This window comes from Kitasatospora sp. NPDC058046 (assembly GCF_042885595.1).
Lineage (GTDB): Bacteria > Actinomycetota > Actinomycetes > Streptomycetales > Streptomycetaceae > Kitasatospora.
Genome location: NZ_JBHVRS010000012.1, coordinates 157206 through 170973, shown reverse-complemented (window position 1 = coordinate 170973; position 13768 = coordinate 157206). Strand labels below are relative to the sequence as shown.

Here is a 13768-nt window from a genome sequence, read left to right as displayed (position 1 = left end):
GCCGTGCGCGGAGCGGGGGTGCGCGGTGCCCGCGCGGCGGGCTCAGCCGGGGTGGAAGGCGACCCGGACGGTGGCGTCGAAGGGGAGGATCAGCCCGTTGCCGGTCTCCCAGGTCCAGGTCCGCGGGAGCAGGAACATCCGGCCGCCGGAGAGGGCCAGCAGCCGCAGCCCCTCGTAGCGGTAGCGGAACCGCGCGCCCTGGTCCACGTCCGGCAGCGCCGTCTCCCGTACCCCGGGCCACCCCAGGTGGAGGCGTTCGGGGGTGTCCAGGACGACCGCCGGGCGCCGGTAGAGGTGGTGGGCGAGGTCCTCGGCGTCGGCCGTCCCCTTCTGCTGGGCGTAGTCGCCGACCGCCCAGTACGAGCAGAGCACGATGAGCGCCACGCTGACGCCCAGCGCCGCCCGCTCCCCGGTCAGCGGGTACGGTGCGCCGGTGCCGCGCACGTACATCATCCGGGCCAGGACCGCGAGCAGCAGCGCACCGCCGATCAGCAGCGGGGTGCCCAGCGGGCCGGCGTCGAACACCTCGAAGCCGGCCAGGAGGCCGAGCACCAGCAGCGGGACGACCAGTGCGGCGACCGCCCAACAGGCCCGGCGCACCGTCCGGGCGCCGGGCCCGCCCTTCCCGGCCGCCCTGGTCGCGAGGTGGTAGCCCAGCGCGCCGACCAGCGCCCCGCACAGGGCGACCCCGGCCGGGAGGTAGAGCGCGGGGGAACTGCGGATCAGCAGGTCCTGGGTGGCGAAGCCGATCGTGCCGGCGTCGATGCCGAAGAAGGCGTAGAGCGAACTGGTGTAGGCGTAGCCGAAGAAGAAGAGCAACGCGGTGAGGAGGGTGGTCGGGGCGATCCAGGTGGCAAGCCTGGTGAGCCAGTCGGCCCAGGAGCGCGGCTGCGGCTGCCGCTGCCCGTCCGGGGGTTCCTCCTCGGCAGGTCTCAGGGGGTGCTCCCGGCGCCGCTGGACGGGCTCGACCCGTAACTCGGGGTCGCGCCGTTGCCGGTGGTCGCCCCGTCGTCGGGGCTGACGACGACCACCGAGCCCGCGGCCTCGATCCGCTTGGAGGAGTCGTCGGCCGTCACCGTGAGGCAGACGGTCCGGTCCTTGGTCCCGGGCTTCCACTGCGGGAGCCGGAAGTCGACCAGCTCGGTCTTGCCGTCGGTCACTTGCACCTGCTGCGAGGCGGGGGTGGCGTACGACGTGCTGCCGCACTCGGCGACCTTGCTGATCACGGCCGTGAAACTGGTCTTCGACGGGAAGGACAGGGTGATCCGGGCCCTGTTGTCGATGCCCTGGACGCTCGCCGAGGGCTCGCCCGCGGTCCGGAACCCGCCCTGGTCCCCCTCGTCCTTGGTCCGCTGGTCGTCCGGCAGGCCCGAGCCGCTGCTCTGGCCGTTCTGGGTGGCGCCGGCCGACCCGGATCCGCCACCGCCGCCGCAGGCCGCGAGGACCGGGACGAGCAGGGCGGCCGCCAGCCACCGGCCCGCGCCGACAGGCCTTCCCGTTCGGATCCCGCCGCCTCCGAAGTGCCGGGTCCCAGGCATGCGTTCTCCCATCCGCGCGGCGAGCAGGGGCCGGTCGGCCCCGCCGCACCGTACCCGTGCGGGTACGGCCGGTCGGGCCGCCGCGCCGCCCCCGGCCGGGTCGGCCAGCCGTTCGGCGCAGCCCGGACGGGCCGCGCGCTGGCATAGAGTCGGACCGCAACCGACGAACCGTCAGCAGAGCGGAAGGACACGACCTGTGAGCACCGAGACCCGTCCGGTACCGGAGCTGGCCGCGGAGGTCGTCGAGCGGTGGCGGGCCGAGGAGGCCGAGCTCGTCGACCTGCTGGCCCGGACCCAGCGCGGTGTCGGCGGCGTCGCCGCCTTCCGGCTCGGCCCGGCACCGACCGTCCTGGTCACCGACCCGGCCGCCGTGCAGCACGTCCTGGGCCACCGCCCGGACCGGTACGTCAAGCGCTCGCACCGCGCCCGGATGCTGGTCGGGGACGGCGTGCTGTCCGCCACCGGCGACCCCTGGAAGCGCCAACGGCGCGTGCTGCAGGCGCAGTTCACCGGCACCGGGATGCGCCGCTACGAGCGGCGGATCGCCGCGGCGGCGCACCGCACCGCCGAGCGCTGGGAGGGGTACCGGCGCAGCGGGGAGGCCTTCGACGTCGGCGAGGAGATGCGCGGCTTCGCCCTGGACACCGTCTGGCGGGCGCTCACCGGGCTGCCGCTGGACGACCGGACGGACCGCGAACTCCGCTCGGTGGAACGGGTGGTGGCCGCGATGCCGACCCTGCCCACCAACGCGGCGGACGCCCGGGACGCGGTCGCCGAGGACCTCGCCCGGATCGACGCGGTGGCGCACGCGGCGATCGACGCGGCGCGCTCGGCCGGCCCGACCGAGGAGCCCGGCGTGCTCCGGGTGCTGCTCGACGCGGGCGAGCAGGACCCCGGGTACACCGACCGGTTGATCCGCGACGAGCTGGTCACCCTGCTCGTCGCCGGCCACGAGACCACGGCCACCACGCTCACCTGGCTCTTCCTGCTGCTCGACCGCCACCCCGAGGCCCGGAGGGCCGATCCGCAGGCGCTGGTGAGCGAGACGCTGCGGCTCTACCCCTCCGCCTGGCTGCTCCCCCGGCACGCCGTCGAGGACGACGTCATCGCCGGGCACCGCATCGCCGCCGGGACGGACGTGCTGGTCTGCCCGTACCTCACCCACCGCGACCCGGCGCTCTGGCCGGACCCGGAACGCTTCGACCCCGCCCGCTTCGCCCACGGCGCGGACCGCCCCGGGCAGCTCGGCGCCTACTTCCCGTTCGGCCTCGGCGCCCGCGCCTGCCTGGGCACCCGGTTCGCGCTGCGCGAGACCACGGCGCTGCTGGAACTCCTGCTGCCGATGGGGCCGTTGACGTTCCGCTCGCGGCCGACGGGGGCGGCGTACAGCATCACCGTACGGCCGGACGGGCCGACGCCGGCGGTGCTGGGCCGAGGCCTTCCTGCGGTGTGACGCCGCCCGACCGCGGGTGCTCCGACCGCGGGCCGTCCGGCCGGGCGGGCAGGAAGCCGTCGGCGAGCTCCTCGCCGGCCAGGGCGGCGTCGACCCGGGCACTGATGTGGGCCCGGGTGGTCGGGCAGTCGAGCGGGCGGTCCCGACTGCACAGCAGCATGTGGGTGAGGACGGCCGCGGCGTGCTCCAGCCGGCGGGCGCGCTCGAGCATCCCGTCCCGCTGGGCGTGCAGCAGCGCCGTGCGGTCGGCCGCCCGCTCGCTGGCCAGGACGGCGGCGGTCCCGCTGACCGGGATCATCCCGTCCACGTGCCAGAGCTGGACCAGGGCGAGGCGCTCCAGCGACTCCCGGTCGTAGTAGCGGACCCGGCCGCGGCGGGCGGCGGGCGCGATCAGGCCGCACTCCTCGTAGTAGCGCAGGGCGGGCACCGAGAGGCCGAAGGCCGCCGAGACCTCGGTGATCGAGTGGAGCTCCGCCATCCGCCGCCGCCTCCTTCGGGGTTGCGCCCAGGCCGAGTTGGGCTCGGCCGGGTGCGCCGGGACCGGGTTGCGCTCAAGCACGCTTGAGCGAGAACGCTTAGGTAAGCCTAACCTCTCATCGAAGCGAAGGGCTTGCTCCCCATGCCGCTCACCGACCCGACGGCCACCACCGCGTCGGCCACTGCGACCACCACCGCACCCGCCCCCTCCCGCACCCCACGGGCCGCCGGGGCCCTGCTCGTCCTCGGTTTCGTCCTGCTCAGCCTCAACACCCGGGTCGCGTTCGGACAGATCGGGCCGCTCGCGCCGGTCGCCGGCTGGGGCCCGGGCACCGTGACCCTGCTCGCCCTCCTGCCGCCGCTGTGCATGGGCCTGTTCGCCCCGCTCGGCGCCCTGGCCCGGCGGCGGCTCGGCGAGGAGCGCGGGCTGTTCTGGGCGAGCGTGCTGCTGCTGGCCGGGGCGGTGCTGCGGACGGCGGGCCTGCCCGGGCTGTACGCGGGCACGGTGCTGGTGGGCGTCGCGGTGGCGGTGGTGAACGTGCTGATCCCGGTGTTCGTCCGGGCCCGCTTCGCGCCCCGGCGGATCGGCACCATGACGGGCGTCTACGCGCTGTCCATGGGCGCCGGTTCGGCGGTCGTCGCCGCGCTGGTCGCACCGGTCGCGGGCGCCTGGTCCTGGCAGGCCGCGATCGCGATCGCCGTCGTCCCGGCGGCCCTGGCGGCGGCCGGCCTGGCGCCGCAGCTGCGGGTCGCGCGGACGCCGGCCGGGCCCGTCGCACCCGCCGGGCGCCGCCGGGTCGGGCGGACGGCGCTCGCCTGGAGCCTGACGGCCTTCTTCGGCGTCCAGACCCTGGTCTTCTACGCGACGCTGGCCTGGCTGCCCACCGTCCTGGTCGACGCGGGCCTGAGCCGGACCACCGCCGGCACCGACCAGGCCGTGCTGATCCTCGGCCTCGCCGTCGGCGGCTTCCTGGCCCCGACCCTGGCCGCCGCCCGGAGCGACCAGCGGCCGCACATCCTGGGCGTGGCGGCCGTCTGCGTCCTCGGCCTGCTCGGCCTGGTGCTCGCCCCGGCCGGCGGGGCGCCGCTCTGGGCCGCCGTCCTCGGCATCGGCATGGGCGGCGGACAGGCGCTCGCCGCCGTCCTGTTCGCCCGTCGGGGCACCGACCCGGACCACGTCGCCGCGCTCTCCACCATGGCCCAGACCTGGGGCTACCTGCTCGCCGCCACCGGCCCCGCGCTCGCCTCCGCGCTCCACACCGCGAGCGGGTCCTGGGCGGCGCCGCTGCTCGCGATGGCCGGCCTGGTGGCCGTCGGCTGCGTCCTCGGGCTGCGGGCGGGCCGCGCTGTCACAAAGCCGCGCCGCGATCCGTCGGACCGGTGAGCGGGTGGCCGCACGGTCCACCCGGTCACCCGCTCACCCGCTCACCCGCTCACCCGCTCACCCGCGAGAAGAGGAACACCACGATGAACGCCCGTCCGATCACCGCCGAGGTCCCGCTGCGCCCGCGCATGGCCCAGGACCCGGTGCAGCTCGTCCCCGAGCTCGCCGAGGTCTCGGCCGCACTGTTCAAGGCCACCGGCAACCGGTCCGTCCCCCGCAGCACCATCAGCCTGGTCCAGCTGCGGGCCGGCCAGATCGCCGGCAGCACCTACCTGACCGTCCTGCACACCGGCTTCCTCCGCAGGGCCGGCGAGTCGGAGGAGCGGATCGCCTCGGTGGCCGGCTGGCCGGACTCCCCCTGGTTCACCGCCCCGGAGCGCGCCGCGCTCGCCCTGGTCGAGGCCGTCCTCCAGCCCAACCCGCACGGCGAGCGGGTGTCGGACGCGCTGTACGCCGAGGTCGCCGGGCACTACGACGACACGGCGCTGACCACGCTCATGCTCGCCATCGGCCAGGTCAACTTCTTCACCGCCATCGCCCTGGTCGCCAAGCCCGTCCCCGGCCGCTCCTTCACCGACCCCTGGGCCTGACCGGCCCCTACGGCCCGCCCGGCCGATCCCCGGGCGGGCCGTCCCGCTGTCGACCGATCACCCGTCCCGGCATAGGCTGGTCCGCGCCCGAACGGACCTTCGTCCGGTCATCGGGCCGGCGGGCCGACATGCCGGAGGGGGCGTGCCCGCCACCACGGAGGATCGCAGGGGGGACGGAAGCATGTTCGAGGAGCACAGGGACAACCGGCACGACGAGCACGCCGGGCACGCCGGGCACGAGCAGGACGGCCGACTCGCCGATGTCGAGATCGAGTACGACCAGTACGACGATCTGGACGACCTCGACGGGCACGACGGGCACGACGACGGGGCCCCGCGCAGCTCGACCACGCGCCGGGTCGTGATGGTCGCCGCCGGCGGGGTGTTCGCCGCCCTGCTGGCAGTCGGCGGCTACGGCGCCTACAACGTGCTGAACGCCGTGACGGACAACGGACCGGCCGGCGGCGGCCACCAAGGCGCCGGCGCGGTGGCGAAGGCCCCGCAGGAGCCGCCGACCGCCGAACAGGCCGAGTCGACGGCCAAGGAGTTCCTGGCGGCCTGGAGCCGCGGCGACATCCCGGCCGCCGCCGGCCTGACGGACCGGCCGGAGACCGCCCGCGCCGCACTGGCCACGTTCCACGAGCAGGTGGGCACCCGCTCGCTCGCCCTGACCGGGACGGGCCCCGCGAAGGCCGACGGCCCGAGCGAGCCGGCCCTCGGCTTCCGGGTGAAGGCGGAGTTCGAGGGCACCCCGGACGCCTGGGAGTACGACAGCGTGCTGAGCGTCGTCCGGTCCCAGGACGGGCGGCCCGTGGTGCGCTGGAAGCCGTCCGTGATCCACCCCCAGCTCACCCCGGGCCGGACCATCGGGGTGCAGGAGACGCCCAACCCGGTGTCCAAGCCCACCGACCGCAAGGGCCGGCCGCTCGACACCTTCCCGTCGCTGCGCGCCGTCCTCCCCCAGATCGCCCCGCCGGACGGCGCGGCCGCCACCACCGGACGGGCCGTGGTGCTCTCGGGCGGCGGCGAGTCGGAGCCGCTGTTCGTGCTGACGCCGCCGAGCGCCCCGGTGGTCAAGCTGACCCTGGACGCCGACCTCCAGCAGGTGGCCGAGGACGCCGTCAAGCAGCAGGCGGCGAACGGCAATCCGGCCTCGCTGGTGGCCGTCCAGCCGAGCACCGGCCACATCCTGGCGATCGCCAACGCCCCGCAGGGCGGCTTCAACCGCGCGCTCGCGGGCGGCCAGGCACCCGGCTCGACGATGAAGGTGATCACCTCGGCCGCGCTGCTGGAGGCGGGCGTGCGCCCGGACACCGTGGTGCCGTGCAAGGAGACCACCTACTCCCCGCGCGCCTGGCACAACGACGAGAGCGGCGACTTCCCGTCCTACACGCTCGCGGACGACTTCTCCCGCTCCTGCAACACCGGCTTCATCGACAAGGGCCTGGAGAAGCTCCAGCCCGGCACCCTCGGCACGGTGGCCCGCGACCAGTTCGGCCTCGGCCTGGAGTGGCACATCGGCGTCCCGAGCCGGGACGCCACCATCCCGACGCCCGGGAACAAGGACGAGGCCGCGGCCGCGTACATCGGCCAGGGCCGGATCCAGGTCAACTCGCTGCTGATGGCCTCGGTCGCCGCCACCGTGCAGAACGGGACGTTCCGCCAGCCCGTACTGCGCGAGGACGCCAAGCGCGTGACGGCGCCGAGCAGGCTCCCCGCCGACGTCGCCCGGGACCTGCGCGCCATGATGGCCAAGACCGCCACCCAGGGCACCGCCCGTACCCCGATGGCCGGCCTGTCCGGCCAGATCGGCGCCAAGACCGGCACCGTCGAGGCCGGCGGCCAGGCCACCAACAGCTGGTTCATCGCCTACCGCGGCGACCTCGCCGTCGCCGCCGAGGTCGAGGGCGGCGGGCACGGCTTCAGCGCGGCGGGCGTGGCCGCGGCCCAGGTGCTGAAGGCGGGCGGCGGCAAGGGCTGAGGCCCGGTCCGGCGCGCACCGCCCGCGCGCCGCGACCGCACCGCCCGCGCACTGCTACCGCACCGTCCCGTACCGTCCCGCCCGCGGACGCGCCTCGGCGCGTGCGCGGGCGGGGTGTCACAGAGCGGGCAGCGGGGTGCTCAGGCGGGAGCGGGACCTCAGGCGGGGCCCTCGCCGTGGATCAGGCGGAGGTTCGGCATACCGGGGAACGGCGGGGTGTGCTCCGCCTCCCGCTCGGCGTTCAGGTCGGCCAGCATCCGGACGCCCCTCGCCCGGAACTCGGCCTTGCGCTCCTCGTCGGCCTCCTCTTCGCCCGGGTAGAGGACGATGTGGACGGCCCCCTCCTCGCCGTCCCAGGTGTAGCTGCGGTACGGCGGGATCTCGATCCCGTCGATCGTCTCGATCCCGTCGACGATCTCGTATCCGTCGATCGTCATGACCTCGTCGGTCTTCTCGGGTTCGTCGGCCTTCTCGGGTTCGTCCGTCGCTTCGGGCTCGTCCCTCATGGGGAACCTCCGGTGGTTGTCCTCGGCTGGTCTGCCGCCGTGGACAACGATTCGGGAGCAAGAAGGGCCCGGTGACTCACCGTAGTTCCTCCCTTCCGGTACGAACGCCCCCGTCCGGCAGGGGTGTTCAGCTGCCCGTGATGCGGAAGACCGGGTAGCCGGGGGCGACCCGGAGCAGGTCCTCGGCCGGGGCGTCCGGGCCGATCCCCTCGAAGAACGGGGCGACCTGCCAGTTCCAGCGGCGCAGGTAGGCGCGGAGCACCTCGGGCTTGTCGGCGTCCGGGAGTTCGGTGGCACCGAAGGCCTCGGTGCGGCGGCCGACCCGGAGTTCGCCGGTGCCGGCCGCCCGGAGGTTGCGGACCCACTGGGTGTGGCCGCGCGGTGCGACCAGGTAGCGCTCGCCCTCGTGGGTGAGGATGTTGACGGGGGTGGTGCGCCACTCGCCGCTCGTGCGGCCGCGGACGGCCAGCACCCGGGAGCCCCAGAGGCTGACCCCGGCCTTGGCGAAGGCGGCGACCATGCCGTTGAGCAGCTTGCCGGCGGCGATGCCCAGGCGGGTGGTGGGCGCCTGGAGGCGGGTGGTGGAGCTGGGCAGGTGCTCGGCGCGGGACATCGCGACTCCTCGGTTCCGTGAATACCGCTTCTCTTCGAGAGCACTGCTCTCGCTTCGATGTCTTCAGCATGGCACCGGCGAATGAAAGAAACAAGAGCAGTGCTCTCGCTTGTGTGCGGCGCTCCGAATTGTGGCAGTCTGTCCCCATGCCAGCGATCCGGACCGCCCGCGAACGGGCCCGCGAGGAACTCACCCGCGAGATCAAGCAGGAGGCCCGCCGCCAACTCGCCTCGGTGGGCGCCCAGCAGCTGTCGCTGCGCGCCGTCGCCCGCGAGCTGGGCATGGCCTCCTCCGCGCTGTACCGCTACTTCGCCAGCCGCGACGAGCTGCTGACCGCGCTGATCATCGACGCCTACAACGAACTCGGCGCGGCCGCGGAGGGCGCCCTCGCCACCGCCGGGGCGGCCGCGCCGCGCGAGCGCTGGCGGGCGCTGTGGACGGCCACCCGCGACTGGGCCCGGGCCAACCCGCACGAGTTCTCGCTGCTCTACGGCACCCCGGTGCCGGGCTACGCGGCGCCCCGCACCACCGTCCAACCCGCCACCCGGCTGCCGTTCGCCCTGATCGGCGTGGTCCGCGACGCCAGGCTGCGGCCCACCCAGCCCGTCCCGCCGCCGCGCGGCGCGCTGGCCGGGCAACTGACCCGGATCGTCACGGAGTTCGGCCTCGACCTGCCGCCGCACGTCCTCGCCCGGACCATCGGCGCCTGGGTGCAGCTGGTCGGCCTGATCGGCTTCGAGCTCCACGGCCAGCTGGTCGGCTCGTTGGACCCGGCGGACGACTTCTTCGCCTGGACCACCGAGCAGACCGCCGACGCGATAGGGCTCTGACCCGGGCCCCGGGCCCCGCGAAGCGGCGCGGCCAGGCGGCCCGACCGGACGCGGCTCAGCAGGCCCGATCAGCAGGCCCGATCAGCAGACCCGATCAGCGGGCCGGCTCAACCGGTCGGCCGCACCCGGCCCGCGCGGGTCTCCAGGTACCGGCGCTCCGCGAGGCTCGCGGTGGCCCGGGCGGCGCGCCGGTAGTGCTCGTACGCCCCCTCCGTGTCGCCGGTCCGCTCCAGCAGGTGCGCCCGGACGGAGAGCAGCCGGTGGTGGCCGGCCATCCGGGCGTCCGCGTCCAGCGCAGCGAGGAGTGCCAGGCCGGCCTCCGGGCCCTCGGTCTCGGCGAGGGCGATCGCCCGGTTGAGGGTGACCATCGGGTTGGGTGCGATCCGCTCCAGGATCAGGTACAGGGCGTGCACCTGCCGCCAGTCGGTGTCCTCGGCGCGGGCCGCGTCGGCGTGGGTGGCGGCGATCGCGGCCTGGAGCCGGTACGGGCCGAGCTCCGGCCCGGCCAGCGCCGCCTTGACCAGCGCCGTTCCCTCCCCGATCAGGTCGCGGTCCCACCGGGTGCGGTCCTGTTCGGCCAGCGGGACCAGGTCGCCGGTGGCCGTCGTCCGGGTCGCGCGGCGGGCGTGGGTCAGCAGCATCAGCGCGAGCAGCCCGGCGACCTCGCCGTCCTCGGGCAGCTGCGCGCGCACCGCCCGGGTCAGCCGGATCGCCTCGCGGGCGAGGTCGAGGCGGTGCAACTCGCCGCCGGAGGTGGCGGTGTAGCCCTCGTTGAAGATCAGGTAGAGCACGTGCAGGACCACCCGCAGCCGCTCCTCGCGCTCCTCCGCCGACAGCGCCCGCCCGGGCTGCTCGAACGAGCCGCCGGCGGCCCTGATCCGCTGCTTGGCCCGGCTGATCCGGGCCGCCATCGTCGCCTCCGGCACCAGGAACGCGCGGGCGATCTCGGCCGTGGTCAGTCCGCCGACCGCCCGCAGCGTCAGGGCGGTCCGGGACGCCGCGGTCAGCGCCGGGTGGCAGCACAGGAACAGCAGGAGCAGCGTGTCGTCGGTGTCCGGCACCTCCTCCGGGACCACCTCGGCGGCCGCCGTCGCCCACTCCCGCTCGCGCCGCGCGCGGTCGCCGCGCAGCTGGTCGATCAGCCGCCGCGAGGCGACCGTCACCAGCCAGCCGCGCGGGTTGTCCGGCACCCCCTCGGACGGCCACTGCACGGTGGCGGCGAGGACGGCCTCCTGCACCGCGTCCTCGCACCCCTCGAAGCGGCCGTACCGTCGTACCAACGCGCCGAGGACCTGCGGCGTGAGCCCACGCAGCAGGTCCTCGAAGTCCGGTTCCGTCATGCCTCCAAGTGTCCGTCGGAGAACATCACCTGCCGCACCTCGACGCCCAGCCCCTCGATCGCGGCGTCCGGGATGCGGCCGGCCAGTTCGACCGCGCGCTCCTTGTCCTCGCAGTCGACCAGGTAGAAGCCGCCCAGGAACTCCTTGGCCTCCAGGAACGGTCCGTCGGTCACCACCGGCTGCCCGTTGCGGACGGTCACCACGGCGGCCTGCGACGGATCGACCAGCGCCTGGGTGAGGACCAGCTCGCCGGACTCCCTGAGCTCCTCGATGAACCGGCCGTGCCCGGCGCCGATCGCCCCCTTCTCCTCGTCGGTCAGCGCGTCCAGCACGGCCGGGTTCAGGTGCAGGCTGATCAGGAACTTCATCTCGTCCTCCTCGGGTTCGCGGGCCCCGGCGGGGCCGACCTCGACCGGTGGTCGGAGCGGGCGACGCCGTCTTGACGTCCCCCGGCGGACAAATCTCCCACGAATCCCCTCACACCTCCCACGCCCCACGGCTCACCGGCCGCTCGCGGGCGGCGGGCGCAGCCGGACGGCCGCCGGGGGGCCAACTTCCGTACGGCAGCCGTCCACTCAACGTGCCGCCGGTCCTTGATAGCGTCGGCCGTGACGCCGCGTCACCAAGGCGTCGCACCACCGACGAAACGAGAGAGCGTCTCACATGGCCCCCAGGACGATCCGCCGAGCCGTCATCCCCGCCGCCGGGCTCGGCTCCCGCCTCCTGCCGCTGACCAAGGCCACGCCGAAGGAGATGCTGCCGGTCGGCGACAAGCCGGTGATCGAGCACACCGTGCGCGAGCTGGTCGAGAGCGGCATCACCGACATCACCATCGTCGTGAACGGCGACAAGGGGCTGATCCAGGAGCACTTCCGCCCCAACCCCGTCCTGGTCGAGCAGCTGCGCCGGGACGGCAAGGAGGCCTTCGCGGCGGCGGTCGAGGAGGTCGGCGAGCTGTCCCGCAAGGGCCACATCAGCTACCTCTACCAGCACGGCCCGTACGGCAACGGCACCCCGGTGCTCAACGCCGCCCGCCATTTCGGCGACGAGCCCTGCCTGGTGCTCTGGCCCGACGACGTCTTCGTGGCGGAGGTCCCCCGCGCGCAGCAGCTGATCAGGGCGTACGAGCAGACCAACGCGCCGGTGCTCGCGCTGATGCCGATGGCGCCCGAGGACTCCTACCGGTACGGCGTACCGGTGGTGAAGGAGGACCTCGGCGGCGGCTCGCTGCGGATCAGCGGCCTGGTCGAGAAGCCGAAGCCGGCCGACGCGCCCTCCTCGTACGCGGCGATCGGCGGCTACGTCATCACCCCGGGCATCGTCGACGAGCTGCGCGAACTGACCCTCCGCTGGCACGAGAAGCCCGAGGACGAGGTCTACCTGACCGACGCCATCAACGCCTACGCGGCCCGGCGCGCGGTCTACGGGCAGGTCATCGCCGGCACCTGGTACGACACCGGCAACCCCGCCGCCTACCTGCGCGCCCAGTTCGCGGCCGCGCTCGCCAACCCGGAGTACGGGCCCGAGCTGCGCCGGCTCGCCGCGGAGCTCTCCCCCGCCTTGTAGGACGGGCGCCCGGACGGCCCGTGGCGGGACGGGCCGTCGGGGCGGATCATCGAGGCAGATCGTCGGGGCGGCGAAACCGGCGGTCGGGGCGGTCAGTACGCGGGCAGGTAGAAGTCGAGGGCCGCCCGGAAGGCCGCCTCCAGCTCCGGACCGGGCCCTTCGAGGTTCGCGATGCTGTCGACCCGGGCCCGCCGGTCGCCGGTCAGTTCGAGGATCGCCTGGTTGGCGGCCACGTGGTCGCGCAGCCGCCGCTCGTAGGCGGGGTAGGCCGCGCGGTGGTCGCCGTCGGCCGCGTGCAGCTCGCCCGCCAGGACGTAGGCGGCGGTCAGGGCCACGCTGGTGCCCTGACCGGTGAACGGGGAGCAGCAGTAGCCCGCGTCGCCGAGCAGCACGACCCGGTCCTTGGACCAGCGCTCCATCCGGATCTGGGCGACGACGTCGTAGTGGAAGGCGTCGGTCTCCTCCAGCGCCCGGAGGAAGCGCGGCACCTCCCAGCGCGCGTGGGCGGAGCGCTCGGCCACCAGCCGCCGCTGCCGGGCGGGGTCGCGCGGGAGCATCCGGTCGAGCGGCTCCTCGGTGTCGAGGCCGACGAAGACCCGCAGTTCGCTGTTGTCGCGGACGGTCATCGCCATGCAGAACCAGTTCTGGTCGTCGCCGAGCCGGTGGACGACCTCCCAGCGGTCCAGGCCCAGGTGGTTGGGCACGCTCCAGCCGGCGAGGTAGGTGCCGATCGGGTGCAGGTAGTCCGCTTCGGGGCCGAAGACGAGGCGGCGGGTGTTCGAGTGCAGGCCGTCGGCGCCGACGACCAGGTCGAAGGCCTGCTCGGTGCCGCCGCGGAACCGGACCTCGACGCCCTCCCGGTGCTGCACCAGGGTGTCGATCGAGTCGCCGAAGCGGTACTCGACGCCGGGCCCGGCGGTTCCGGTGCCCCCGACGCCCGCGTCCGCCGCGGCGATCAGCCCGGCGAGTTCGTCGCGCAGGATCTCCACGTCCGGGCCGTCGACCGGCCCTCCGGTGGCCGTCCACTCGGTGGTGCGGCGCAGCTCGCGGCCGTCCGCGTCGACCACGGACATCCCGCGCAGGCCGGTCCGACGGGCCCGGATCTCCTCCAGCAGCCCCATCCGCTCGACCACCGTCAGGGCGGTGCCGCGGACGTCCACGGCCTGCCCGCCGCCGCGCAGCGAGGGGGCCCGCTCCACGACGGTGACCCGGAAGCCGTACCGGTTCAGCCAGTACGCGAGGGCGGTGCCGGCGATCCCGGCGCCGGAGACCAGGACGGAGGTGGTGCGCGGGCCGGAGCCCGGCCAAGTGCTGTTCGACATGGTGTTCCTCCCATGGATTGCTCTGCCTCAACACCACTGTGCGGTCCGCCACTTGCAGGACGCGGACACCGCGCTGTCACCGTCGGCGGGACACCGGCACGGCGCTGACAGCACGGCGCCGGGGACCCTGCTCCCGGGCGCCACCGGCCACTCTCTAGGGTCGACCCC

Annotated in this window: 14 protein-coding genes; 6 read left to right on the top strand and 8 right to left on the bottom strand. The window is 74.7% G+C overall.

The window, feature by feature from the left end; genetic code table 11:
* Positions 1 to 42 precede the first annotated feature (42 nt).
* Together ACFVU7_RS24295 and ACFVU7_RS24290 are read right to left on the bottom strand one after the other, a co-directional pair.
* Positions 43 to 819, bottom strand: coding sequence for a hypothetical protein (locus tag ACFVU7_RS24295; RefSeq protein ID WP_388047102.1), 777 nt, complete (start codon positions 817 to 819; stop codon positions 43 to 45).
* Positions 820 to 932: 113 nt separating this feature from the next.
* Entirely contained in the window at positions 933 to 1538 is a 606-nt protein-coding gene (locus ACFVU7_RS24290) for a hypothetical protein (RefSeq protein ID WP_388047101.1), read from the bottom strand.
* Positions 1539 to 1734: 196 nt separating this feature from the next.
* On the opposite strand from ACFVU7_RS24290, the gene ACFVU7_RS24285 reads away from it, so the two are divergent.
* The gene (locus ACFVU7_RS24285; protein WP_388047099.1) at positions 1735 to 2991 is read left to right on the top strand and encodes a cytochrome P450; all 1257 of its coding nucleotides are present in this window, start codon (positions 1735 to 1737) and stop codon (positions 2989 to 2991) included.
* Here the strand turns inward: ACFVU7_RS24285 and ACFVU7_RS24280 are convergent.
* Entirely contained in the window at positions 2930 to 3469 is a 540-nt protein-coding gene (locus ACFVU7_RS24280; RefSeq protein ID WP_388047098.1) for a MerR family transcriptional regulator, read from the bottom strand. The genes ACFVU7_RS24285 and ACFVU7_RS24280 overlap by 62 nt on opposite strands.
* 141 nt (positions 3470 to 3610) lie before the next feature.
* On the opposite strand from ACFVU7_RS24280, the gene ACFVU7_RS24275 reads away from it, so the two are divergent.
* The 3 genes from ACFVU7_RS24275 to ACFVU7_RS24265 all read left to right on the top strand — a co-directional run bounded on the left by ACFVU7_RS24275 (position 3611) and on the right by ACFVU7_RS24265 (position 7423).
* Positions 3611 to 4852: an MFS transporter gene (locus tag ACFVU7_RS24275; RefSeq protein ID WP_380743467.1), complete on the top strand. Its 1242-nt coding sequence runs from the start codon at positions 3611 to 3613 to the stop codon at positions 4850 to 4852.
* A gap of 83 nt (positions 4853 to 4935) precedes the next feature.
* On the top strand, positions 4936 to 5442 hold the full coding sequence (locus ACFVU7_RS24270) for a carboxymuconolactone decarboxylase family protein (RefSeq protein WP_117486856.1): 507 nt from the start codon (positions 4936 to 4938) through the stop codon (positions 5440 to 5442).
* 181 nt (positions 5443 to 5623) lie between these two features.
* Complete coding sequence (locus ACFVU7_RS24265; protein WP_388047096.1) at positions 5624 to 7423, top strand: penicillin-binding transpeptidase domain-containing protein; 1800 nt, start codon at positions 5624 to 5626, stop codon at positions 7421 to 7423.
* A 158-nt stretch (positions 7424 to 7581) separates the two neighbouring features.
* Here ACFVU7_RS24265 and ACFVU7_RS24260 read toward each other — a convergent pair whose 3' ends face one another.
* Both ACFVU7_RS24260 and ACFVU7_RS24255 read right to left on the bottom strand, forming a co-directional pair.
* The gene (locus tag ACFVU7_RS24260; protein WP_074005964.1) at positions 7582 to 7929 is read right to left on the bottom strand and encodes a hypothetical protein; all 348 of its coding nucleotides are present in this window, start codon (positions 7927 to 7929) and stop codon (positions 7582 to 7584) included.
* Between the two features lie 127 nt (positions 7930 to 8056).
* Positions 8057 to 8542: a nitroreductase family deazaflavin-dependent oxidoreductase gene (locus tag ACFVU7_RS24255; protein WP_380779624.1), complete on the bottom strand. Its 486-nt coding sequence runs from the start codon at positions 8540 to 8542 to the stop codon at positions 8057 to 8059.
* A 146-nt stretch (positions 8543 to 8688) separates the two neighbouring features.
* Between ACFVU7_RS24255 and ACFVU7_RS24250 the strand changes: the two genes are divergently transcribed.
* Complete coding sequence (locus ACFVU7_RS24250) at positions 8689 to 9372, top strand: TetR/AcrR family transcriptional regulator (protein WP_074005965.1); 684 nt, start codon at positions 8689 to 8691, stop codon at positions 9370 to 9372.
* A 107-nt stretch (positions 9373 to 9479) separates the two neighbouring features.
* Here the strand turns inward: ACFVU7_RS24250 and ACFVU7_RS24245 are convergent, their stop codons facing one another.
* Together ACFVU7_RS24245 and ACFVU7_RS24240 are read right to left on the bottom strand one after the other, a co-directional pair.
* On the bottom strand, positions 9480 to 10712 hold the full coding sequence (locus ACFVU7_RS24245) for an RNA polymerase sigma factor (protein ID WP_049651408.1): 1233 nt from the start codon (positions 10710 to 10712) through the stop codon (positions 9480 to 9482).
* Positions 10709 to 11080 (bottom strand): YciI family protein, encoded by a 372-nt coding sequence (locus ACFVU7_RS24240; RefSeq protein WP_049651409.1) that lies wholly within the window; start codon positions 11078 to 11080, stop codon positions 10709 to 10711. The genes ACFVU7_RS24245 and ACFVU7_RS24240 overlap by 4 nt, the downstream gene beginning before the upstream one ends.
* A gap of 295 nt (positions 11081 to 11375) precedes the next feature.
* Here ACFVU7_RS24240 and ACFVU7_RS24235 point away from each other — a divergent pair, with 295 nt between their 5' ends.
* Positions 11376 to 12278 (top strand): UTP--glucose-1-phosphate uridylyltransferase, encoded by a 903-nt coding sequence (locus tag ACFVU7_RS24235; RefSeq protein ID WP_049651410.1) that lies wholly within the window; start codon positions 11376 to 11378, stop codon positions 12276 to 12278.
* Positions 12279 to 12370: 92 nt separating this feature from the next.
* On the opposite strand, the gene ACFVU7_RS24230 is transcribed toward ACFVU7_RS24235, so the two are convergent.
* Positions 12371 to 13600 (bottom strand): FAD-dependent monooxygenase, encoded by a 1230-nt coding sequence (locus ACFVU7_RS24230; RefSeq protein WP_388047094.1) that lies wholly within the window; start codon positions 13598 to 13600, stop codon positions 12371 to 12373.
* Positions 13601 to 13768 lie beyond the last annotated feature (168 nt).

Bases quoted from the DNA above. Each gene is read 5' to 3' on its own strand.
- ACFVU7_RS24290 (WP_388047101.1), bottom strand. From the start codon at position 1,538: ATGCCTGGGACCCGGCACTTCGGAGGCGGCGGGATCCGAACGGGAAGG.
- ACFVU7_RS24280 (WP_388047098.1), bottom strand. From the start codon at position 3,469: ATGGCGGAGCTCCACTCGATCACCGAGGTCTCGGCGGCCTTCGGCCTC.
- ACFVU7_RS24275 (WP_380743467.1), top strand. From the start codon at position 3,611: ATGCCGCTCACCGACCCGACGGCCACCACCGCGTCGGCCACTGCGACC.
- ACFVU7_RS24270 (WP_117486856.1), top strand. From the start codon at position 4,936: ATGAACGCCCGTCCGATCACCGCCGAGGTCCCGCTGCGCCCGCGCATG.
- ACFVU7_RS24265 (WP_388047096.1), top strand. From the start codon at position 5,624: ATGTTCGAGGAGCACAGGGACAACCGGCACGACGAGCACGCCGGGCAC.
- ACFVU7_RS24260 (WP_074005964.1), bottom strand. From the start codon at position 7,929: ATGAGGGACGAGCCCGAAGCGACGGACGAACCCGAGAAGGCCGACGAA.
- ACFVU7_RS24255 (WP_380779624.1), bottom strand. From the start codon at position 8,542: ATGTCCCGCGCCGAGCACCTGCCCAGCTCCACCACCCGCCTCCAGGCG.
- ACFVU7_RS24250 (WP_074005965.1), top strand. From the start codon at position 8,689: ATGCCAGCGATCCGGACCGCCCGCGAACGGGCCCGCGAGGAACTCACC.
- ACFVU7_RS24245 (WP_049651408.1), bottom strand. From the start codon at position 10,712: ATGACGGAACCGGACTTCGAGGACCTGCTGCGTGGGCTCACGCCGCAG.
- ACFVU7_RS24240 (WP_049651409.1), bottom strand. From the start codon at position 11,080: ATGAAGTTCCTGATCAGCCTGCACCTGAACCCGGCCGTGCTGGACGCG.
- ACFVU7_RS24235 (WP_049651410.1), top strand. From the start codon at position 11,376: ATGGCCCCCAGGACGATCCGCCGAGCCGTCATCCCCGCCGCCGGGCTC.
- ACFVU7_RS24230 (WP_388047094.1), bottom strand. From the start codon at position 13,600: ATGTCGAACAGCACTTGGCCGGGCTCCGGCCCGCGCACCACCTCCGTC.